Here is a 20,684-nt window from a genome sequence, read left to right as displayed (position 1 = left end):
GCATCGCTCCGGCGCGTGGATCGCTCCACGCGCCGGCTCGTCTCCACCGAATGCCGACCGAGGAACAATCTCTTGCGTCAAATCTGCTCTGTCATTGCTGTGATGATGATCTTCGTTGTGTCCGGAGGAAGCGCGGTCGCAGAGGGTCCGGGCGACCCGACCGCCGTGAAGAAGGAAGACGACGGAAAGTGGCTCGATAAGGACGGAAACCCGACCTACAAGATTTCGGCCGACGGCACCGTGGACTGGTTCACCTATTCCGGATACCGCCGCTATCATTCGGACTGTCACGTGTGTCACGGCCCCGACGGCATGGGATCGACATACGCGCCGGCGCTGAGGGATTCCGTGAAGTCGATGAGCTACGGCGACTTCCTCGGCGTGGTCGCCTCCGGCCGCAAGAACATCTCGGCCGCGCAGGAGAACGTCATGCCGGCCTTCGGCGACAACCCGAACGTCGCCTGCTACATGGACGATCTCTACGTCTATCTCCGCGCGCGCTCCACCGACGCCTTGGGCCGGCAGCGTCCTGCGAAAAAGGAGGAGAAGACGGAGGCCTATACCCAGGCTGAAGACGCCTGCATGGGCAAGAAATGAACGTTACGAGGGCTGCCAGGACTACTTCTTGGCGCCTGATGAGAATTTGAGGAGCTACCGATGAAGACACGTGCCGCCGTTGCTTTCGAAGCCAAGAAGCCGCTCGAGATCGTCGAGGTCGATCTGGAAGGCCCGAAGGCCGGCGAAGTCCTGGTCGAGATCAAGGCGACGGGCATCTGCCATACCGACGCCTACACGCTCGACGGCTTCGACAGCGAGGGAATCTTCCCGTCGATCCTGGGACATGAGGGAGCCGGCATCATCCGCGAGATCGGCCCCGGCGTGACCTCGGTGAAACCGGGCGATCACGTCATCCCACTCTACACGCCGGAATGCCGGCAGTGCAAAAGCTGCCTCAGCCAGAAAACCAATCTCTGCACCGCGATCCGCGCGACGCAGGGCAAGGGCGTGATGCCCGACGGCACCAGCCGTTTCTCCTACAAGGGCAAGCCGATCTACCACTACATGGGTTGCTCGACCTTCTCGAACTTCACCGTGCTGCCCGAGATCGCGGTCGCCAAGATCCGCGAGGACGCGCCGTTCGACAAGAGCTGCTACATCGGCTGCGGCGTCACCACCGGCGTCGGCGCCGTCGTCAACACCGCCAAGGTGACGCCAGGCTCCAACGTGGTCGTGTTCGGCCTCGGCGGCATCGGCCTCAACGTCATCCAGGGCGCCAAGATGGCCGGCGCCGACAAGATCATCGGCGTCGACATCAACGATTCCAAGGAGGAATGGGGTCGCAGGTTCGGCATGACCGACTTCGTCAACCCGAAGAAGATCACCGGCGACATCGTTCAGCACCTCGTCGGCCTCACCGACGGCGGCGCCGACTACACCTTCGACTGCACCGGCAACACCACCGTGATGCGCCAGGCACTGGAGGCCTGCCATCGCGGCTGGGGCACCTCGATCATCATCGGCGTCGCCGAGGCCGGCAAGGAGATCGCCACCCGCCCGTTCCAGCTCGTCACCGGCCGCAACTGGCGCGGCACGGCCTTCGGCGGCGCGCGCGGGCGCACCGACGTGCCGAAGATCGTCGACTGGTACATGAACGGAAAGATCCAGATCGATCCGATGATCACCCACGTGCTCAAGCTCGAGGAGATCAACAAGGGCTTTGACCTCATGCACGAGGGCAAATCCATCCGTTCAGTCGTCGTGTTCTAGCTCGAAAACGTCACACCAAGGAGGATCGACCATGACTGTTGCACTCCATCCCTCGATCGACAACGGCATCAAGCAAGGCAGCGGCAGCTTCGCCGGCGGCACGCTGGCCTGCAAATGCAGCGACCACCCGGTGAAGGTCGGCATCAAGGGCGACGTCGCCCACAATCACGCCTGTGGCTGCACCAAGTGCTGGAAGCCGCAGGGCGCGACCTTCTCCGTCGTCGCCGTCGTGCCGCGCCAGAACGTCACCGTGCTCGAGAACGGCGACAAGCTCCAGATCGTCGACCCCTCCGCGGTGATCCAGCGTTACGCCTGCAAGGCCTGCGGCACGCACATGTACGGCCGGATCGAGAACAAGAACCATCCGTTCTACGGCCTCGACTTCATCCATCCCGAACTGTTCCAGGAGCAGGGCTCGCAGGCGCCGCAATTCGCCGCCTTCGTTTCCTCCGTGATCGAATCGGGTGTGAAGCCCGAGCAGATGGCCGGCATCCGTTCGCGGCTGAAGGAGATCGGCCTCGAGCCCTATGACTGCCTGTCCCCGCCCCTGATGGACGCGATCGCGACCCATGTCGCGAAGGCCAAAGCCGCTTAGGAAGACTGCCTGGACGCCCGCCTGAACTGGCCGGCCGCCGGATCTTGGCTACACCATCTGCAACTCGCTGGCGTTCGTTGCCGCCAGCGAGCCTCACGGGCCCCGCTGCCGGGACCACCGCGGCGCGATGCCGCCGCTTCTGCACCACGCGTGGGTGAGGACCATCGGCTCCTCAGTCCTGGTCTCTGAATGACTGCGCAGGACCGTCCGCTTCCTGCTTGAAGTTCGCGGTGCTCTGCGTTCTCCCTCCCTCGACTGAGGCCTACTGCTTCGTCCGTTCGGTGCAGCCGGCGGACGAAGCTTTTTTCGTTGCGTCCATTTGATACGCAACGTGGCGGATGACGCGCCCTGCTTTTGACAAACCGTCAATGCAATCTTTTCCCGGTGAGAACACTCGGCTGTGAACGCCGGGTCGGCGCGATCTCTGCTAAGGTCGCGCCGTCACGATGCCGCACGACGTACAATCAATTAAGAAGAAAACGGGAGGTATCGAGCACATCCAGACATCGCTACCTGCGTTCCTGCCTCCCTCCGGGATTTGCCCGCGCGGGACTACGGCGGGATGTGGCGAGACGACGCACGAACCGTCGCCGGCCGGCGTCGGCGGACTTTGAATTTGGCATGCTTATGAAGAGCGAGGCACGATCATGATCAAGGTGAAGATCAACGGCCAGGAACAGAGCTGGGACGGTGACCCGGATCTCCCGCTACTCTGGTTCCTGCGTGACGAGGCCGGGCTCACCGGCACCAAATACGGCTGCGGCCAGGCGCTGTGCGGCTCCTGCACGGTCATCGTCGACAAGCAAGCGGTGCGCGCCTGCATCACGTCCGTCAACGACGTCGCCGGACGCGAGGTCACCACGATCGAAGGCCTGCATCCGAACGGCGATCACCCGGTGCAGAAGGCGTGGCGTCAGGTCAACGTGCCCCAATGCGGCTTCTGCCAGGCCGGCCAGATCATGCAGGCCGCGGCGCTTCTGATGGAGAATCCCAAACCCTCGCACGACCAGATCCGCGAGGCGATGTCCGGCAACATCTGCCGTTGCGGCTGCTATCAGCGCATCGAGAATGCCGTCCATCTCGCATCGACGGGAGTGTGACATGAACTTCATCGACAATCCCCGCAAGCTTCGCGGCTTCGAAAAGCACATCAAGGTCGAGAAGGTGTCGCGCCGCAGCATCCTGAAGGGGCTCGGCGTCACCGGCGGCTTCGTGCTCGCCGCCCCCGTGATGTCGCGCCAGGCGCTCGCCTATGAGACCGGCGCCGGCAAGATGCCGCACGGCGTCGTGGTCGATCCGCGCGTGTTCGTTTCGGTAGGCGCGGATGGCATCGTCACCATCGTCGGGCATCGTTCGGAAATGGGCACCGGCGTGCGCACCAGCCTGCCGCTGATCGTGGCCGAGGAGATGGAGGCCGACTGGTCCAGGGTCAAGGTGCAGCAAGCCCATGGCGACGAGGTCAAGTTCGGCAACCAGGACACCGACGGCTCGCGCAGCACGCGGCATTATCTGATCCCGATGCGCCAGATCGGCGCTTCGGCTCGCACAATGCTGGAGCAGGCCGCGGCCAAGCGCTGGGGCGTGCCGGCGACCGAGGTCAAGGCGGTCAACCACGAGGTCGTGCACAGCGCCAGCGGGCGCAAGCTCGGCTTCGGCGAGCTCGCTGCCGACGCCGCCAAGGAATCGGTGCCGAGCGCCGAGGGCCTCAAGCTGAAGGACCCCAAGAACTTCCGCTATCTCGGCAAGGGCCAGATCGGCATCGTCGATCTCCACGACATCACCACCGGCAAGGCGAACTACGGCGCCGACGTGCGGCTGCCCGGCATGAAATATGCCGTGATCGCCCGTCCGCCGGTGACCGGCGGCAAGCTGGTCAAGTTCGAGCCGGCGGAGGCGCTGAAGATCCCCGGTGTCGAGAAGGTGATGCAGGTGCGCGGCTGGCCGTGGCCCTCGAAATTCCAGCCCCTCGGCGGCGTCGCGGTGATCGCGCGCAACACGGGCGCGGCGATCAAGGGCCGCGACGCGCTGAAGCTGACCTGGGACGACGGTCCCAACGGCAAATACGACTCCGTCGCCTACCGCAAGGAGCTCGAGGAGGCCTCGCGCAAGCCGGGGCTCGTGCTGCGCAAGGAGGGCGATGCGGACGCTGCCCTGAAGAGCGCCGACAAGGTGATCGTCGGCGAATATTACCTTCCGCATCTCGCCCATGTCGCCATGGAGACGCCGGTGGCGGTCGCGGACGTCAAGGGCGACAGGGCCGAGATCTGGGCGCCGGTGCAGAGCCCCGGCGGCACCCGCGAGGACGTCGCCAAGACGCTCGGCATTCCCGAGGCCAACGTCACGGTCAACGTGACGCTGCTCGGCGGCGGGTTCGGACGCAAGTCGAAATGCGACTTTGCGCTCGAAGCCGCGCTGCTCTCGAAGGAGCTCGGTGCTCCGGTGAAGGTGCAGTGGACGCGGGAGGACGACATCCACAACGGCTTCCTGCACACCGTCTCGGTCGAGCGGATCGAGGCCGGCCTCGACAAGAGCGGCAAGGTGATCGCCTGGCGCCACCGCAGCGTGGCTCCCAGCATCGCCTCGACCTTTGCCGCCGGCACGGTGCATCAGGCGCCGTTCGAGATCGGCATGGGCCTGGTCGATGTGCCGTTCGAGATCGCGAACATCTCGTGCGAGAACCCGGAAGCCGCGGCGTTCACCCGCATCGGCTGGTTCCGCGCGGTCTCGAACATCCCGCGCGCCTTCGCCGTCCAGTCGATGGTCGGCGAGATCGCGCAGGCAACGGGCCGCGACCAGAAAGAGATGCTGCTCGAGCTGATCGGCTCGCCTCGCATCGTCAAGCCCAACGTGAAGGACCTATGGAATTACGGCGAGCCCCAGGACAGCTACCCGATCGACACCGCGCGCCTGCGCAAGGTGGTCGAGCTGGTCGCCGAGAAGGGCGAATGGGGACGAAAGGTGCCGAAGGGCCACGGTCTCGGCATCGCCGTGCACCGCAGCTTCGTCAGCTACATCGCGACCATCGTCGAGGTCGCCGTCGACGACAAGGGCAAGCTGACGGTGCCGCGGGTCGACACGGCGATCGATTGCGGCACCTATGTCAACCCCGAGCGCATCGCTTCGCAGATCGAGGGCGCGGCGATCATGGGGCTTAGTCTCGCCAAATACGGCGAGATCACCTTCAAGGACGGCAAGGTGCAGCAGAAGAATTTTGACGACTTCCAGGTCGTCAGGATGGACGACTCGCCTGTGGTGACCAATGTCTACATCGTGCCGCCCGGACCCGACACGCCGCCGAGCGGCGTCGGCGAGCCCGGCGTCCCTCCGTTCGCGCCAGCCCTGATCAACGCGATCTTCGCAGCGACGGGAAAACGCATCCGCGCGCTTCCGATCGGCAAGCAATTGGAGGCGTGAGACGGAACCGAAGTGCGAGGCGGAACACAAGCCGCCTCGCGCCGTTTCCATCGATCTGACAGGAGCAGATCGATGACCAACATCTCAAGTGCGCTCGCAGTCTCGCTGTCGGGCGCCTTTCTTTTGACCGCCGCGGGCGCATTCGCCCAGAGCAACACGACGCCGCCGACCACCGCGACGCGCCCCACCGGCCCCGACCAGACTTCGCTGCCGAACGCCAACGCCCCACCCGCCTCCGCCACCCAGACCACCGGGCAGCACAATCCGGATCCCAAGATTCGCGAGATGAACCAGAAGGAGAAGGACAAGGTCGAGCGCGAGGGGAAGTAGTTATCTGGCGCTGCGCAAACAAATGCGGCGGATGTTGCCATCCGCCGCATTCGCCACCCCCCGCTGCTCCGCTTCTTTCGATCCGCCCGCGGAGCTATTTCTTCAGCGCGAAGACCCAGACGACGCCGCCCTGCGGCACGTTGGCTTCGATGCCGATATTGTTGGTCACGAGCGCATCCTGGATGCGCTGCGCGTCGACGCCCCAGCCCGACTGGATCGCGATGTACTGCGTGCCGTCGATCTCATATGACACCGGCATGCCGACGATGCCGGAGTTGGTCTTCTGCTCCCACAGCAGTTCGCCCGTCTTGGCGTGGAAGGCGCGGAAATAGCGGTCGTTGGTCCCGCCGACGAAGACGAGATCGCCAGCGGTCGCGGTGACCGATCCGAACAGATGCGACTTGGGGAAGTTGTGCTGCCAGACCTTCTTTCCGGTTGCGGGATCCCAGGCCTGGAGCTCGCCAAAATGATCCGCGCCCGGCTTTGTCTTCAGGCCGATGTCTTCCGGCTTGGTGCCGAGCCAGAGCTCGCCCGGCTTGAGTGGCACTTTCTCGCCGGTAAAGCCGCCGCAGAAATTCTCGTTGGCAGGCACGTAGACGAGGCCGGTCCTCTGGCTGTAGGCCGCCGATGGCCAATCCTTGCCGCCCCACAGCGAGGGACAGAACTCGACGCGCTTGCCGATCACCGGCTTGTGCGCTGGATCCACGATCGGCTTGCCGGTCTCGTCGATGCCCTTCCAGACGTCAGTGAAGACGAACGGCCATCCGGCGACGTAATTGATCTTGGTCGGAGTCCGCTCCAGCACCCAGAAGATCGCGTCGCGGCCGGGATGGACCAGGCTCTTGATGGTGCGGCCGTTGCGTTGCAAATCGATCAGCATCGGCGCGTCGACCTCATCCCAATCCCAGGAATCGTTCTGGTGGTATTGGTGATAGGCCTTGATCTTGCCAGTGTCGGGATCGAGCGCGAGCACCGAGGCTGTGTAGAGATTGTCGCCGGGATGCGAGTCGCCGGGCCATGGCGCGGCATTGCCGACACCCCAATAGATCGTCCTGGTCTCCTTGTCGTAATTGCCTGTCATCCAGGCCGACCCGCCGCCGTTTTTCCAATCGTCGCCTTGCCAGGTGTCATGACCGGGCTCGCCTTCACCGGGGATGGTGTAGGTCCGCCACAACTCTTTGCCCTCCTTGGCGTCATAAGCAACGATATAGCCACGCACGCCGAACTCGCCGCCGGAGCCGCCGACAATGACCTTACCGTCGACGATCAAGGGCATCAGGGTGAGGTACTGCCCCTTCCTGTAGTCCTGCACCTTCGTGTCCCACAGCACCTTGCCGGTCTTGGCATCGAGCGCGACCACGTGGTCGTCCGTGGTGGCGAGGTAGAGCTTGTCCTCCCACAGACCAACGCCGCGGTTGGTCGGATGCAGCTGGAACAGATCGTCAGGAAGCTGCCGCTTGTAGCGCCAGTATTCGTCGCCGGTCTTCGCATTCAGTGCGATCACCTGGCCCATTGGGGTCGTCACGAACATCACGCCATTGTTGACGATCGGCGGGGCCTGATGGCCTTCGACCACGCCAGTGGAAAAGGTCCAAACCGGTGTGAGGTTCTTCACGTTGGAGGTGTTGATCTGATCGAGCGGGCTATAGCCGTGCCCGTCATAGGTGCGCCGGTAAAGCATCCAGTTGTGGGGCTCGGGGTTTTCCAGCCGCTGCGCGGTGACCGGAGAATAACTCTCGATCGGCCCCGATAGAGCGGCGGTTGAGGCAAGACACGTGAAGGCGACCAAGCCGGACAGTAACCATTGCTTCCTGATCATGGAAGTTTTCATGGACGTTCCCCTTTTCATCCGCTTGAATTCTTGTTGTGAATTCTTGTTGTGAATTCTTGTCGTTCGTCCCGTCTTCCGCCTTTCGGCGGTGGCGGCTAGTCGTGAGGCGGGCCCAGCCCGCAACCGTCCATCATCCTGGCTGTGTGCCACCTACCTTTCCCATGAAATTGCCGGCGACGCTGAGCGAACCATCAGCGAGCGCCAGCGGCAGCGCTGCTAGCCGCCGCGGCGCCGGCCCGAACACGACCTGCGCGCCCGCGCGGGGATCGAATTCGGAGTTGTGGCACATGCACTTGAAAACCTCCTTGTCGCCGACATCGCTCTTCACCCAGGCGGTGACGGGACAGCCGGCATGCGAGCAGATCGCCGAATAGGCGATGATGCCGTCGACGGCGCGCGCGCGGGTCTTCTCGTCGAGGTCGGCGGGATCGAGCTTGATGATCAGGATTTCGTTGAGCCGCGAGGCGCTGCGCACCACCGATGTGGTGGGGTCCTTCGGCCAGGCATGGATCGGCGGTCCACCGACCCGTAGATCAGCCGCAGTGATGAGCTTTCCCTCCTGGTCACCTTCGGAGAAGACGAGCAGATCGCCTTTCTGCGGCCGCTCATCCGAGCCGGGCGGATCCTCACCTGCGCGGGCCCTGGTTGAACAGCCGAGACACGCCGTCGTGGCCATCGCACCGAGCAGCAGGGATCGCCGTGTCTGTTCGGTGCCCGCTTCGACGTCGGGTTCCGTAGCATTTTCGGAAGATGATGAATGGGTATCGAACGATGCGCGAGCCATGCCCGCTAGCAGGCGCTGGAACTCTGCCGAAAACAAGGCGAAGACTTGGCGCCGCAGTGCATCAATATGGCTTTGCTCGCGTTGATTGCGTAGGAGTAAATGCGTTCAAGCGCGTTTTCGCGATTTCTACATCGCGTTGCGCGAATGGCATGATGATTTCGCAGATCAGATCCGATGATGGAGGAATTGCTGCGACGCCACGATGCGATGCGGAATCCCACGCAGGCATCGGTGTCCTTCACGACCTGAGCACGTGACGCGGCGAAGCGATGCGGCCCGCAAGTGTTGCCGACGCCATCTCAAAGCTGTCGGCGATACGACGCGCCTTGTCGATGAAGAGTGCAGCCGCCGCCGGCGGGCAGACCTCGCGCGCGGTCTGCTCGAACAGGTCGAGCCAGCGATCGAAATGGCCGCCGGCCAGGCTGAGCGGCAGGTGTGCCCGCATCGGTGAGCCATGATAGCGGCCGCTCATCAGCACGACCGACGACCAGAAATCCCTGAGCTTGGCGAGATGCTCGTCCCAATTCTGCACGACGCCGAAGACGGGCCCCAACAGCGCGTCCTCGCGCACGCGTCCGTAGAAGCGGGTGACGAGTTCTCCAATCATCTCCTCGGTGATCCCGGTGCGCTCGATCGCATCCTGGGTCAACAGGCTCCGGCGCGCGGCCGCAGCTTCCCGCTCGGCCTTCAGTCGATCCGACATGTCCTTTGCTATCCGTTCCGTTATCCCCGCAGGCCGCCCGTTCGACATTGTCGGGCCTATCGCACGCGGCGTCTTTGTCGCAGCGCAAATTGCGGGATCTGGCGGCGGACGCTGGGCGCCCGCCGCCAATGCCTTCGTCAGGCGGAATAAGTGTAAAAGCCCTGCCCGGTCTTGCGGCCGAGATGGCCGGCATCGACCATCTCTTTCAGCAGCGGCGCTGGCCGATATTTAGGATCGTTGAAGCCCTTGTAAAAGACCTCCATCACCGAAAGCATGGTGTCGAGCCCGACGAGATCGGCAAGTGCGAGCGGCCCGATCGGATGGTTGCAGCCGAGCTTCATGCCCGCGTCGATCTCTTCCGCCGTCGCGATGCCCTCCTGGAGCGCGAAGATCGCCTCGTTGATCATCGGACACAGGATGCGGTTGACGGCGAAGCCCGGGCTGTTCTTGGCCGTGATCGCCACTTTGCCGACGCGCTTGGCGAAATCCAGCGCCTTGGCATGGGTGTCGTCCGAGGTCTGCAGGCCGCGGATGAGTTCGAGCAGCGCCATCACCGGCACCGGGTTGAAGAAGTGCATGCCGATGAAGCGGTCGGGACGGTCGGTCGCGGCGGCGAGCTTGGTGATTGAGATCGAGGAGGTGTTGGTCGCGACCAGCGTGCGCGGCGACAGGGTGGCGCAGAGATCCTTCAGGATCTTGACCTTGAGCTCCTCGTTCTCGGTCGCGGCCTCGATGACGAGGTCGCAATCCGACAGCTTCGCCCGGTCCGTGGTGCCGGTGATGCGCTTGAGCGTCGCCTCGCGGTCGGCCGCCGACATCTTCTCTTTTTTGACCAGCCGCTCGAGGCTTCCGCCGACGGTCGAAAGGCCGCGGTTCACCGCCGCATCGGAAATATCGACCATTACGACCGAGAGGCCGGCGGCCGCGCAGACCTGCGCGATGCCGTTCCCCATGGTCCCTGCCCCGATGATGCCAACGGTCTGGATCATTGCGTCACATCCTTCATCCTTGCGGGCGCGCCAGTCGCAGCCCGGCTCCATTGTTCCTGCATTAGGGTCTAGCACCGCCATTGGGCCGGCGCGACCCGATCCTGTTCCTTAGCGCATCCGAGGCCGGAAGAAAGCCGCCCGCGGGGCCGCCAGGCGCCTCGATTGTCGGTCCCTGGCCGCGTCTATCGATCATCCTGAGCCCTTCTCCAACGGCTCCGGCGGGGTTGCCCACCCCCTGGCCCCTTGATTATGGCAGCGGCAGCAGCGAGAAGGGCGGCGCGGGGCTACCGCGGAACAGGGGCTTGCCCGAGACCGGATGAACGATTTCGCACGATCCATCGGTGCCGCCTTTGCGCTGATCGGCGACGCCGACACCGAGCTATTGGGCATCGTCGCCCTGTCGTTGCGGGTCAGCCTGACAGCCAGCATCCTGGCGCTCCTGATCGGCGCCCCCTTTGGAGCCCTGCTTGCGATCACCCGCTTCCGGGGACGCCAAATCATCATCATTCTGACCAATGCCCTGCTCGGGCTTCCGCCGGTCGTGGTCGGGCTCGCGCTCTATCTTCTGCTGTCGCGGTCCGGCCCGTTCGGGGCGGCGGGCTTGTTGTTCACGCCGGCCGCCATGGTGATCGCGCAGACGCTGCTGGCGACGCCGATCGTGGTGGCGCTGGTGCACCGGCCGGCAAGCCTGTTGTGGGCGGAGTATGGCGACCTGGCGCGGATCGACGGGCTGTCGGCCCTGCGCAGCATGGCCCTGCTGTTCGCGCTCGGCCGGACCTCGTTGCTGACGGCCTTTCTCGCCGCGTTCGGGCGCGCCATTGCGGAAGTCGGTGCCATCATCATCGTCGGTGGCAACATCCGCGGCTTCACCCGCACGATGACGACGGCGATCGCGCTGGAAACCAGCAAAGGCGAGCTGCCGCTGGCGCTCGGACTCGGGCTGATCCTGCTCGCTCTCAGCGTCGCGGTCTCGACCGTCGCCTTCGTCCTAGTTGGGCGCGTTGGGGAAAAATAGCTGCTCGCCACCGACCTTGTACCCGGCGATCGCTTGCTGCCCTTGCGGCGAAACCAGCCAGTCGACGAAAGCCTGTCCCTCCTTTGCCTTCACGTTCGGATGCTTTGCAGGATTGACCAGCATGACGCCGTACTGGTTGAAGAGCCGCTTGTCACCCTCGGTCAGGATGGCGAGTTCGCCACGGTTCTTGAACGACAGCCAGGTGCCGCGGTCCGACAGGAGGTAGGCATTCGACGACGAGGCCATGTTCAGCGCCGGACCCATGCCCTGGCCGATCTCCCGGTACCAAATGTCCTTGCCGGCACTGAGGTCGACGCCTGCCTCCTTCCATAGTCTCAGCTCGGCCGCATGCGTGCCGGACTTGTCGCCGCGCGAGATGAACGGCGCCTTCTGCGTCGCGATCTTGCGCAGCGCATCGACCACGTCCTTGCTGCCCGAGATCTGCGCCGGATCGCTCTTGGGGCCGATGATGACGAAGTCGTTGTACATGACGTCGAAGCGCTTCACGCCCTGCCCTTCGGACATGAACTTGTCTTCGGCCGTCCGGTCGTGAACGAACACGACGTCGGCATCGCCACGCCGCCCGATGTCCAGCGCCTGACCGGTGCCGACGGCGACGACCCTCACGCCGATGCCTTCGGCCCTCGAAAACAGCGGCAGCAGATGACCGAACAGCCCCGACTGTTCCGTCGAGGTGGTCGAAGCCACGGTGATGGTGCGATCCTGTGCGGATGCGATGGTGGACCAGAGCAGAACCGCTCCGATGGTGACAAGCTTCCTCATGCGACGTCCCGGGCTGGGCAATGACGGTTCTGAATAGCGGCTCGCGAGGATGGCGGGAACCCCAAGCTTCGGATCGCAACGAGAGTTGATGCGCGCGGTGCACCTCGTCTGGCAGAAAGAGCGCGCCGGCGCGCTAGGCACGCCTGCAAAACAAGAAGTGAAAAAACAACCCCATGCACAGTAGCGATGGGGTTGAAAGGCTTGAGCATTTCGGTGTTGCCGAAGACACGCTTGCGGCGTCGGGCAAAACAGGGGTATTATTGCATCATCGGCTGCTGTGCGGGTTGCGTAACTCGGGCGGATGCGCGCTGGATGCGTGGATGTTCTGCAATTGGTCCTGCCTACGTTGACACGGATGTGACGGCCGGGGCAGGTTTTCACATTGCTGGCGAATCAGCGATTGCCTCACGCCGAGTACCTCTTGGACAACTCCCAGTGCTTTCGAGACTGATATCGTTGCTGCGCCGCATCCCTGCGGTGAACTGGGCGTTTTCCCGACTCCGGCCTATGCCGCACAGCGGCAACATTGAGGTCGCGCCGACCGTCACGGACGCTGCGCCCGCCATCATCGAAGACGTCGCGGTCCCGGCTCAAGCTCCAAGCGCCGAGATCAGCACCGCCCCGGTGCGCGACGACGCTGCCCCCGCCACCCAGGCTCTGGTCGCGGAGAACGATGCGGCTGTGTCTGTCGTCGCGGAGAATCCGTCCGACGAAATCCGTATCAGCGGGGACTCCTCTCCGGAGACCGTGACGGAAATCGAGGCGCCCGCGACGCCGCCAGCCTCCGAGGAGGTGCTGGCTGCATCGGTCGGTGCGGAGAGCGAGCCAGTTGCAGCCTCTGATCTCGCCATCGTTGATGATGATGCATCGCCTGCTGAGATTCCTACAGAGGTCGACTCCGCCGTCGTAGAAGAGGTTGTGATTTCGTCAGCGGAGGTCGCGACCGCCTTGACTGATGTCCCTGATGTCATCATCGAGGCAGCCTCCTCGCCCGACGTTTCCGCTGCCGTCGATCCGGTCGCCGTCGAAGAAGTCGAGCTTCTCCGCGCCGAGGCCGATAGCGTCACGACTGATGCCTCTGAAGCCAGCGCCGACAGCGAACCGGCGCTCGTTGTCGAAAGCCCGCAAGTCCCTACAAACGATGTTCCGCTCGCTGCGGCGACTAACGACTCCTTGAGCGGTGTCACCGATATCGAGCCGGCTCCGGCTCTCGCGTCTCCTTCGCCAGAGATCCGCAACGTCCCGAAAGTTCGCGCGAGAGCCGCAGAGCCCGCCGACCGCGCGGCGCTGATCCGGCAGCGCTGGGCGGAGAGCGGAATCAGGATGTGGAATCCGCGGCTGCACGGCACCGGCGAAGCCGCGCTGAACATCCAGGGAAGCATCGGGCTGCTGCCCCCGGCACCCGGCGAGACAATGCCGCGCTACGACAAGCTGGAATTCAGGATGCTCGGCGGACAGATCGTCTGTGAGGGCGTGATCGTCGAGGCACCGGTTCAGGCGAGCCATCGGAGCTTCACGCAGCTTGCCGAGCCGCGGACCAGCGAGCGCGTCCGCGAACCGGCGCGCGAGCGCCAGGCCGTCCTCGCCTGATCCGACCGTGGCCATGTGCTAGGCTGATGTCGCGCATGGGCGATAGCAGGCGGTAGCTGCAGCGATTTCGGGCGACCTGTGCCTGAGACGTGCGCACGCTGCGGCCGGATATCCTTAACGGGACCTCACCAATGCACGCGATCGGAAAATCGTAAGGCAGCGCGCAACCAGTGCTGGCCTGCCCGGGCCAGAATTGATCTAACGGCCCCTTTACCCCTGCCGTGCAAGATTGCCCACGTTTTTCAGGGGATCTGGGGCTCGTATTGCAATGCCTATTGCCGATTTGAAATCTCATCTTGCCGCCGCGATGCGATTGTTTCGCGTTCCCGCCGACAATCCGGACCTGACGCGGGCGCAGTTCGACGCCTTCTCCAAGCAGATCCCGCTGCTCTACTTCATCCTCATCAGCAACACGATTGCGGTCGCCTACACCTATGTGAACGTGGCGCCGGACTGGCTGACGATGATCGTGCCGGCCGTGCTGACGGTGCTCGCGGGCTTGCGGACCTTCTGGTGGCTACGCCAGCGCCGGCTGGTGCGCAGCGATGCCGACATCCTGCGCAATCTGCGCGCCACCAACTGGCTGACCCTGCCGATCGGTGCCGGCTTCACCGCCTGGTCCTTCGCGCTCTACCCCTACGGCGATCCCTTCGCCAAGAGCCAGGTCGCGTTCTACATGGCGGTCACCGTGATCGGCTGCATCTTCTCGCTGATGCATCTGCGCTCGGCGGCGCTGATCGTGACGCTGATCGTCGACGTGCCCTATGTGCTGTTCTTCTTTGCCACGGGCGAGCCGACGCTGAAGGCGATCGCGGTCAACAACCTCCTGGTTTCCGCCGCGATGGTGACGGTGCTGTTCATCTACTACCGTGACTTCGCCGATCTCGTCGCCAGCCGCAAGTCGCTGCTCGCGCAACAGGCGGCGACGCAGGCGCTCTCTGACGAGAACTTCCGCCTTGCCAATCTCGATTCACTCACCGAGCTGCCGAACCGCCGCCGCTTCTTCGCCGAGCTGTCGAGCGCCTTCACCGATGCCGAACGCAGGAAAGTTCGGATCGCGGTCGGCATCATCGATCTCGACGGTTTCAAGCCGATCAACGACAATTACGGCCATTCGGTCGGAGACCGCGTCCTGATCGAGGCCGGCCGGCGCATCCGCGAGGTCTGCGAGGGCTTTGGTCCGCAGCGGGTCGAATTCGCCCGATTAGGCGGCGACGAGTTCGGCCTTGTCGTTTGCGGCGACCCCGACGATGCGGACCTGCTGCGGCTGGGCCAGCGCATTGGCGACCAGGTCAGGCTTCCCTACCAGCTCGACACCGCCCATACCGGGCTGTCCTGCTCGATCGGCTTTGCCTCGTTTCCCCAATCGGCAACGACCGCGGAAGCACTCTATGAGTGCGCCGACTATTCACTTTATCACGCCAAGCGCCATCTGCGCGGCCGCACCGTGATCTTCTCGAGCGAGCTCGAGGCCGAGATCCGCAGTCGCGGAGTCATCGAGAATCTGCTGCGCACCGCCGATTTCGGCACCGAGATGGACCTGGTGTTCCAGCCGATCGTCGATGCCATGAGCGAGCACACCGCCGGCTTCGAGGTTCTGGCGCGCTGGCGCAGCGCCCGCCTCGGCCTGGTCTCCCCGGCCGATTTCATTCCGGCCGCCGAGCGCATCGGACTGATCCGGCCGCTGACGCAAGCGCTGCTGGTGCGCGCGCTCGCCATCGCCAGGACATGGCCCGATCACATCCGCCTGTCGTTCAATCTCTCAGCCCACGATGTCTGTGCGGCGGAGGGCATCCTGCCGCTGATCTCGATCATCGAGAAGAGCGGGCTGCCGCCGCGCCGGATCGATTTCGAGATCACCGAGACCGCCGTCACCTTCGATTTCGTCCGCGCACAGCAATCGATCGCAACGCTGAAGGCAATGGGCTGCGGCATTTCGCTGGACGATTTCGGCACCGGCTATTCGTCGTTGAGCCACGTGCACCGGTTGCCGCTCGACAAGATCAAGGTCGACCGCAGCTTCGTTTCCGACATCAACGAGAATCCCGTCAGCCACAAGATCATCAAATCGCTCACCGGTCTCTGCGACGACATGGAGATCGCCTGCGTCGTCGAGGGCGTCGAGACGCGTGCTCAGCTCGACACCCTGCGCCGCCTGGGATGCGACTTCATCCAGGGTTACTATTTCGCCAAGCCCATGCCGGCCGATGCGATTGGCGACCATCTTGCGAAGGAGAGCCGGCGCCTCGACGGCACCGGGACCAAGGTCGTGGCCTAAAGCGCGATGCGCGCTTTAGGTTATTGTTTGAGCATAATCTTTTCGGAAAACCGCTACGCACTTTTCCGGATCATGCTCTAAAGCCTCGTCTACTCCGCCAGGCTCGGCAGATCGAGCCCCTTGTCGCGCGCGCACTCGATCGCGATGTCGTAGCCTGCATCGGCGTGGCGCATGACGCCGCTGGCGGGATCGTTCCACAGCACGCGTTCGATCCGCTTCGCAGCCTCGGGTGTGCCGTCGGCGACGATCACCATGCCGGCGTGCTGCGAATAGCCGATGCCGACGCCGCCGCCATGATGCAGCGACACCCAGGTCGCTCCGCTGGCGCAATTGAGCAGCGCATTGAGCAGCGGCCAATCGGACACCGCATCCGATCCGTCCTTCATCGCCTCGGTCTCGCGGTTGGGGCTCGCCACCGAGCCGCTGTCGAGATGATCGCGGCCGATCACGATCGGCGCCTTCAATTCGCCACGCGCCACCATCTCGTTGAAGGCAAGGCCGAGGCGATGGCGGTCGCCGAGACCGACCCAGCAGATCCGTGCCGGCAGGCCCTGGAACTTGATGCGGGCCTTTGCCATGTCGAGCCAATTGTGCAGATGCTTGTCGTCAGGCATTAGCTCCTTGACCTTGGCATCGGTCTTGAAGATGTCCTCGGGATCGCCCGACAGCGCGGCCCAGCGGAATGGCCCGACGCCGCGACAGAACAGGGGGCGGATATAGGCGGGCACGAAGCCGGGGAAATCGAAGGCGTTCTTCAGGCCCATATCCTGTGCCATCTGGCGGATGTTGTTGCCGTAGTCGAGCGTCGGAATGCCCTGGGCATGGAAATCCAGCATGGCCTGGACATGCTCGACCATCGACGTCTTCGAGGCGCGCTCCACTGCCTTCGGATCGGACGCGCGCTTGGCTTCCCATTCGGCAAGCGTCCAGCCCTTCGGCAAGTAGCCGTTGATGGGATCGTGCGCGCTGGTCTGGTCGGTGACGATGTCGGGCTTGACGTCGCGGCGCACCAGCTCAGGGAAGATCTCCGCGGCGTTGCCGAGCAGGCCGACCGAGACCGCCTTGTTCGTCTTCGCGGCGTCCGCCATGATCGCGAGCGCTTCATCAAGCGTTGCGGCTTGCCGGTCGAGATAGCCGGTCCGCAGGCGCATCTCGATGCGGCTCGGCTGGCATTCGACCGCAAGCATCGAAGCGCCGGCCATGGTCGCCGCCAGCGGCTGCGCGCCGCCCATGCCTCCCAAGCCGGCCGTGAGAATCCATTTACCGGCGAGGCTGCCGCCGTAATGACGCCGACCGACCTCGACGAACGTTTCATAGGTGCCCTGCACGATGCCCTGGCTGCCGATATAGATCCAGGAGCCCGCCGTCATCTGGCCGTACATCATCAGGCCCTGGCGATCGAGCTCGTTGAAATGATCGAGCGTCGCCCAATGCGGCACGATGTTGGAATTCGCGATCAGCACGCGTGGTGCATCGGCATGGGTCCGGAACACGCCGACCGGCTTGCCGGACTGCACCAGCAGCGTCTGGTCGGCTTCGAGCTTGCGTAAGGCCGCAACGATCCGGTCAAAACTCTCCCAGTCGCGCGCGGCGCGGCCGATGCCGCCATAGACGACGAGCTCGCTCGGACGTTCCGCGACGTCAGGGTCGAGATTGTTCATCAGCATGCGCAGCGGCGCTTCCGTGAGCCAGCTCTTGGCGCTGATGTCGCTGCCGCGGGGAGCGCGGATGGTACGGTCATTGTCCAGACGGCGGTTCATGCGGGCCTCTTCAGACGAGTCTCGGAAACGGATCGGTGGGAAGCTGGGCGAGCGCAGCAGCTGGAAGCGCATCGGCCTCGATCAATGCAGCGGCCTTGGCCAGATCGCCGGCCATGTAGCGATCGGCGCCCAGTGCGGGCACCTGCTCGCGCAATGCGGCAATGACGGCGACCAGCGGCGCACTGGTTGCATGCGGCGCGCGCAGCGTGATGCCTTGGGCAGCGACCAGAAGCTCGATGCCGAGGATGGCGGCGAGATTGTCGGCCATGTCGGACAGGCGCCGCGCAGCATGCGCGGCCATCGAGACATGGTCTTCCTGATTGGCGCTGGTCGGCGTCGAATCGATCGAGCAGGCGAGCGCACGCTGCTTGTTCTCGGCATAGAGCGCGGCCGCCGTCACCTCGGCGATCATGAAACCGGAATTGATGCCGGGATCTGGCGTGAGGAACGGCGGCAGTCCGAAATTGAGCGCGGGGTCGACCAGCGTCGCGATGCGCCGCTCGCTGATTGCACCGATCTCCGACAGCGCCAGCGCCAGCGCATCTGCGGCAAACGCCACCGGCTCGGCGTGGAAATTGCCGCCGGAGACGATCTCCCCGGTCTCGACCAGCACCAGCGGGTTATCGGTGACGGCATTGGCCTCCACGATCAGCGTGCGCGCGGCCTGCGTGATCAGATCGAGCGCGGCACCGGCAACCTGTGGCTGGCAGCGCAGGCAATAGGGATCCTGCACACGCTCGTCGCCTTCCAGGTGAGAGAGGCGGATGTCGCTGCCGTCGAGCAGCGCGGTCAGCGTCGCGGCCGCCGCGATCTGGCCGGCATGGCCGCGCAGCGCCTGAATTTCAGGGCGGAACGGTGCCGTCGAGGCCATCGCCGCATCCACCGACAGTGCACCGGTCACCAGTGCGGCGCGGGCGAGGCGATATGCGCGCAGCACGCCCGATAGCGCGTAGGCGGTCGAGAATTGCGTGCCGTTGATCAGCGCGAGGCCTTCCTTGGGCCCAAGCGTCAGCGGCGTGAGGCCGGCGGCCGCAAGTGCCTCGCTGCCGGATACAGTCTTGCCATCGATGATCGCCTGCCCTTGGCCGATCATCACGGCCGTCATATGCGCGAGCGGTGCCAAATCGCCGGAGGCGCCGACCGAGCCTTGCTGCGGCACCAGCGGATAGACGCCACGGGCCAGCATGTCCTGCAACTGCTCGATCACCACGCGGCGCACGCCGGAAGCGCCACGGCCGAGCGAGACGATCTTCAGCGCGATCATCAGGCGGACGATGGGCTCCGGCGTCGGCTGGCCGACGCCGCAGCAATGCGAGACGATGAGATTGCGCTGGAGCAGCTCGGTCTGGTCCGGCGGAATGCGCTTCGATGCGAGCTTCCCGAAGCCGGTGTTGATGCCGTAGATGGGGACGTCGGCCTGCGCGGCCTGCGCAACGATCAGCGCAGCCGCATCGACACGCGGCCAGAACGAAGGATCGAGCACGACGGGAGCACCTTCGAGCACGCGCGCGAGATCGTCGAGGCTCACTGTTCCCGGCTTGACCACGATCGCTGTCTCCTGCTCCGTCACTGCCCCCTCCATACCCGCTGGTGCAGCGGATTGAAGCCGATCCGGTAGACCAGCTCGGCGGGCCGCTCGATATCCCAGATCGCGAGGTCGCACCATTTGCCGGTTTCCAGTGTGCCGGTCTCGTTCAGCAGGCCGAGCGCCCGCGCGCCTTCACGGGTGACGCCGGCGAGGCACTCGGCCACATTCATCCGGAACAATGTCGCGCCCATGTTCATCGCGAGCAGCAGCGAGGTCAGTGGCGAGCTGCCGGGATTGCAGTCGGTCGCCAGCGCCATGGGAACGTTGTGTTTGCGGAACGTCTCGACCGGCGGCTTCTGCGTCTCGCGAATGAAGTAGAACGCGCCCGGCAGCAGCACGGCCACCGTGCCGGCCCTCGCCATGGCGGCAGCACCGGCTTCATCTGTATGCTCGAGATGATCGGCCGAGAGTGCCGAGAATTTCGCGGCAAGCGCGGCGCCGCCGAGATTCGAGAGCTGGTCGGCATGGAGCTTGACCGGCAGTCCAAGTCCCCTCGCTGTTTCGAACACCCGCGCGGTCTGCTCGGCGGAGAATGCGATGCCCTCCATGAAAGCATCGACGGCATCGACGAGGCCCGCTTTTGCGACCGCCGGCAGCATCTCCTTGCAGACGAGATCGATGTAACCATCCTTGTCACCCCCCGCCTCGACCGGCAGCGCATGCGCGCCCAAGAACGACGTGCGGATCGTAACCGGCCGCTCACGGCCGAGGCTGCGCGCAGCCGCGAGCTGGCGCATCTCGGTTTCTGTGTCGAGGCCGTAGCCGGACTTGATCTCGACCGTAGTGGCGCCCTCAGCCGTCAGCGCGTCGAGCCGCGGCAGCGCGCCTGCGACGAGCTCGGCTTCGCTCGCCTGGCGCGTTGCCGCCACGGTCGAGACGATGCCACCGCCGGCGCGCGCGATCTCCTCATAGCTTGCCCCCTTCAGGCGCAGCTCGAATTCATGCGCGCGGTTGCCGCCATAGACCAGATGGGTATGGCAGTCGACGAGACCAGGCGTGATCCAGCGCCCCTTGCAATCGATCCGCTCGATAGCGTCTGCATCGGCGGGAAAATCCGCTTTCGCGCCCGCATAGGCGATGCGACCGCCGCGTGCGGCGATGACACCATGCTCGATCTCGCCAAGATCGGGACGATCGACCCGCATCGTCGCGAGGCGGGCATTGTGCCAGATCCGGTCGAAGCGCTCTGCCATGCGGGTATCCATTCGCCGTGGGGATGCTTGACTTATATGTCTAGACATATAATCGTAAGGCGGT

At 64.4% G+C, this 20,684-nt stretch carries 17 protein-coding genes; 9 read left to right on the top strand and 8 right to left on the bottom strand.

Translation table 11 applies throughout. From position 1 onward, the window contains the following. The first annotated feature begins 105 nt into the window (after window positions 1–105). The 6 genes from I6F12_RS12795 (at window position 106) to I6F12_RS12770 (ending at window position 6,106) form a co-directional block, all read left to right on the top strand. Window positions 106–597 (top strand): c-type cytochrome, methanol metabolism-related, encoded by a 492-nt coding sequence (locus I6F12_RS12795; protein WP_036007993.1) that lies wholly within the window; start codon window positions 106–108, stop codon window positions 595–597. 60 nt (window positions 598–657) lie between these two features. Then, entirely contained in the window at window positions 658–1,767 is a 1,110-nt protein-coding gene (locus I6F12_RS12790; protein ID WP_027574628.1) for an S-(hydroxymethyl)glutathione dehydrogenase/class III alcohol dehydrogenase, read from the top strand. A gap of 31 nt (window positions 1,768–1,798) precedes the next feature. Further along, window positions 1,799–2,362 carry an S-(hydroxymethyl)glutathione synthase gene (gene gfa / locus I6F12_RS12785; protein ID WP_036007953.1) on the top strand — a complete coding sequence of 188 codons (564 nt, stop codon included), beginning with the start codon at window positions 1,799–1,801 and terminating at the stop codon, window positions 2,360–2,362. A 647-nt stretch (window positions 2,363–3,009) separates the two neighbouring features. Further along, complete coding sequence (locus I6F12_RS12780) at window positions 3,010–3,462, top strand: (2Fe-2S)-binding protein (RefSeq protein WP_024342565.1); 453 nt, start codon at window positions 3,010–3,012, stop codon at window positions 3,460–3,462. 1 nt (window position 3,463) lies between these two features. After that, a complete protein-coding gene (locus tag I6F12_RS12775) occupies window positions 3,464–5,776 on the top strand; it encodes a molybdopterin cofactor-binding domain-containing protein (protein ID WP_225156474.1) in 2,313 nt (770 codons plus the stop codon). Between the two features lie 72 nt (window positions 5,777–5,848). Further along, window positions 5,849–6,106 carry a hypothetical protein gene (locus I6F12_RS12770; RefSeq protein WP_036007962.1) on the top strand — a complete coding sequence of 86 codons (258 nt, stop codon included), beginning with the start codon at window positions 5,849–5,851 and terminating at the stop codon, window positions 6,104–6,106. Window positions 6,107–6,200: 94 nt separating this feature from the next. Here the strand turns inward: I6F12_RS12770 and I6F12_RS12765 are convergent, their stop codons facing one another. From I6F12_RS12765 to I6F12_RS12750, 4 genes are all read right to left on the bottom strand, one after another. After that, the gene (locus tag I6F12_RS12765) at window positions 6,201–7,925 is read right to left on the bottom strand and encodes a methanol/ethanol family PQQ-dependent dehydrogenase (RefSeq protein WP_085969009.1); all 1,725 of its coding nucleotides are present in this window, start codon (window positions 7,923–7,925) and stop codon (window positions 6,201–6,203) included. A 142-nt stretch (window positions 7,926–8,067) separates the two neighbouring features. Beyond that, the gene (locus I6F12_RS12760; protein ID WP_036007969.1) at window positions 8,068–8,721 is read right to left on the bottom strand and encodes a Rieske 2Fe-2S domain-containing protein; all 654 of its coding nucleotides are present in this window, start codon (window positions 8,719–8,721) and stop codon (window positions 8,068–8,070) included. 238 nt (window positions 8,722–8,959) lie between these two features. Beyond that, window positions 8,960–9,424 carry a group III truncated hemoglobin gene (locus I6F12_RS12755; RefSeq protein WP_036029348.1) on the bottom strand — a complete coding sequence of 155 codons (465 nt, stop codon included), beginning with the start codon at window positions 9,422–9,424 and terminating at the stop codon, window positions 8,960–8,962. A 137-nt stretch (window positions 9,425–9,561) separates the two neighbouring features. After that, a complete protein-coding gene (locus tag I6F12_RS12750; RefSeq protein ID WP_036007996.1) occupies window positions 9,562–10,413 on the bottom strand; it encodes a 3-hydroxybutyryl-CoA dehydrogenase in 852 nt (283 codons plus the stop codon). Between the two features lie 316 nt (window positions 10,414–10,729). On the opposite strand from I6F12_RS12750, the gene I6F12_RS12745 reads away from it, so the two are divergent. Beyond that, complete coding sequence (locus I6F12_RS12745) at window positions 10,730–11,428, top strand: ABC transporter permease (RefSeq protein ID WP_036007971.1); 699 nt, start codon at window positions 10,730–10,732, stop codon at window positions 11,426–11,428. Here the strand turns inward: I6F12_RS12745 and I6F12_RS12740 are convergent. Continuing rightward, window positions 11,402–12,211 carry a substrate-binding domain-containing protein gene (locus I6F12_RS12740; protein ID WP_225156473.1) on the bottom strand — a complete coding sequence of 270 codons (810 nt, stop codon included), beginning with the start codon at window positions 12,209–12,211 and terminating at the stop codon, window positions 11,402–11,404. The two genes, I6F12_RS12745 and I6F12_RS12740, sit on opposite strands and share 27 nt — an antisense overlap. A 456-nt stretch (window positions 12,212–12,667) precedes the next feature. Between I6F12_RS12740 and I6F12_RS12735 the strand changes: the two genes are divergently transcribed. Continuing rightward, window positions 12,668–13,801: a hypothetical protein gene (locus tag I6F12_RS12735; RefSeq protein ID WP_225114638.1), complete on the top strand. Its 1,134-nt coding sequence runs from the start codon at window positions 12,668–12,670 to the stop codon at window positions 13,799–13,801. A 268-nt stretch (window positions 13,802–14,069) separates the two neighbouring features. Next, a complete protein-coding gene (locus tag I6F12_RS12730; protein WP_225156472.1) occupies window positions 14,070–16,079 on the top strand; it encodes an EAL domain-containing protein in 2,010 nt (669 codons plus the stop codon). A gap of 89 nt (window positions 16,080–16,168) precedes the next feature. Here I6F12_RS12730 and hutU read toward each other — a convergent pair whose 3' ends face one another. The 3 genes from hutU to hutI are packed head-to-tail and all read right to left on the bottom strand — an operon-like array spanning window position 16,169 to window position 20,620. Next, window positions 16,169–17,839 (bottom strand): urocanate hydratase, encoded by a 1,671-nt coding sequence (gene hutU, locus I6F12_RS12725; protein WP_225156471.1) that lies wholly within the window; start codon window positions 17,837–17,839, stop codon window positions 16,169–16,171. Between the two features lie 10 nt (window positions 17,840–17,849). Further along, window positions 17,850–19,409 (bottom strand): histidine ammonia-lyase, encoded by a 1,560-nt coding sequence (gene hutH, locus I6F12_RS12720; RefSeq protein ID WP_225156470.1) that lies wholly within the window; start codon window positions 19,407–19,409, stop codon window positions 17,850–17,852. Then, window positions 19,406–20,620, bottom strand: a complete 1,215-nt coding sequence (gene hutI, locus I6F12_RS12715; protein WP_225156469.1) for an imidazolonepropionase — start codon at window positions 20,618–20,620, stop codon at window positions 19,406–19,408. Before hutI ends, hutH begins: the two co-directional genes overlap by 4 nt. Between the last annotated feature and the right edge of the window lie 64 nt (window positions 20,621–20,684).

This window comes from Bradyrhizobium sp. IC4059 (assembly GCF_020193615.1).
Classification (GTDB): Bacteria; Pseudomonadota; Alphaproteobacteria; order Rhizobiales; family Xanthobacteraceae; genus Bradyrhizobium; species Bradyrhizobium yuanmingense.
This window is presented reverse-complemented; position numbering and strand designations above follow the sequence as displayed.

Excerpts from the sequence above, each read along its gene's own strand:
- I6F12_RS12740 (WP_225156473.1), bottom strand. The coding sequence starts at position 12,211 with ATGAGGAAGCTTGTCACCATCGGAGCGGTTCTGCTCTGGTCCACCATC.
- I6F12_RS12775 (WP_225156474.1), top strand. The coding sequence starts at position 3,464 with ATGAACTTCATCGACAATCCCCGCAAGCTTCGCGGCTTCGAAAAGCAC.
- hutU (WP_225156471.1), bottom strand. The coding sequence starts at position 17,839 with ATGAACCGCCGTCTGGACAATGACCGTACCATCCGCGCTCCCCGCGGC.
- I6F12_RS12790 (WP_027574628.1), top strand. The coding sequence starts at position 658 with ATGAAGACACGTGCCGCCGTTGCTTTCGAAGCCAAGAAGCCGCTCGAG.
- I6F12_RS12760 (WP_036007969.1), bottom strand. The coding sequence starts at position 8,721 with ATGGCTCGCGCATCGTTCGATACCCATTCATCATCTTCCGAAAATGCT.
- I6F12_RS12750 (WP_036007996.1), bottom strand. The coding sequence starts at position 10,413 with ATGATCCAGACCGTTGGCATCATCGGGGCAGGGACCATGGGGAACGGC.
- I6F12_RS12745 (WP_036007971.1), top strand. The coding sequence starts at position 10,730 with ATGAACGATTTCGCACGATCCATCGGTGCCGCCTTTGCGCTGATCGGC.
- hutI (WP_225156469.1), bottom strand. The coding sequence starts at position 20,620 with ATGGCAGAGCGCTTCGACCGGATCTGGCACAATGCCCGCCTCGCGACG.
- I6F12_RS12755 (WP_036029348.1), bottom strand. The coding sequence starts at position 9,424 with ATGTCGGATCGACTGAAGGCCGAGCGGGAAGCTGCGGCCGCGCGCCGG.
- I6F12_RS12730 (WP_225156472.1), top strand. The coding sequence starts at position 14,070 with ATGCCTATTGCCGATTTGAAATCTCATCTTGCCGCCGCGATGCGATTG.
- I6F12_RS12765 (WP_085969009.1), bottom strand. The coding sequence starts at position 7,925 with ATGATCAGGAAGCAATGGTTACTGTCCGGCTTGGTCGCCTTCACGTGT.
- I6F12_RS12770 (WP_036007962.1), top strand. The coding sequence starts at position 5,849 with ATGACCAACATCTCAAGTGCGCTCGCAGTCTCGCTGTCGGGCGCCTTT.
- I6F12_RS12795 (WP_036007993.1), top strand. The coding sequence starts at position 106 with ATGATCTTCGTTGTGTCCGGAGGAAGCGCGGTCGCAGAGGGTCCGGGC.
- gfa (WP_036007953.1), top strand. The coding sequence starts at position 1,799 with ATGACTGTTGCACTCCATCCCTCGATCGACAACGGCATCAAGCAAGGC.
- I6F12_RS12780 (WP_024342565.1), top strand. The coding sequence starts at position 3,010 with ATGATCAAGGTGAAGATCAACGGCCAGGAACAGAGCTGGGACGGTGAC.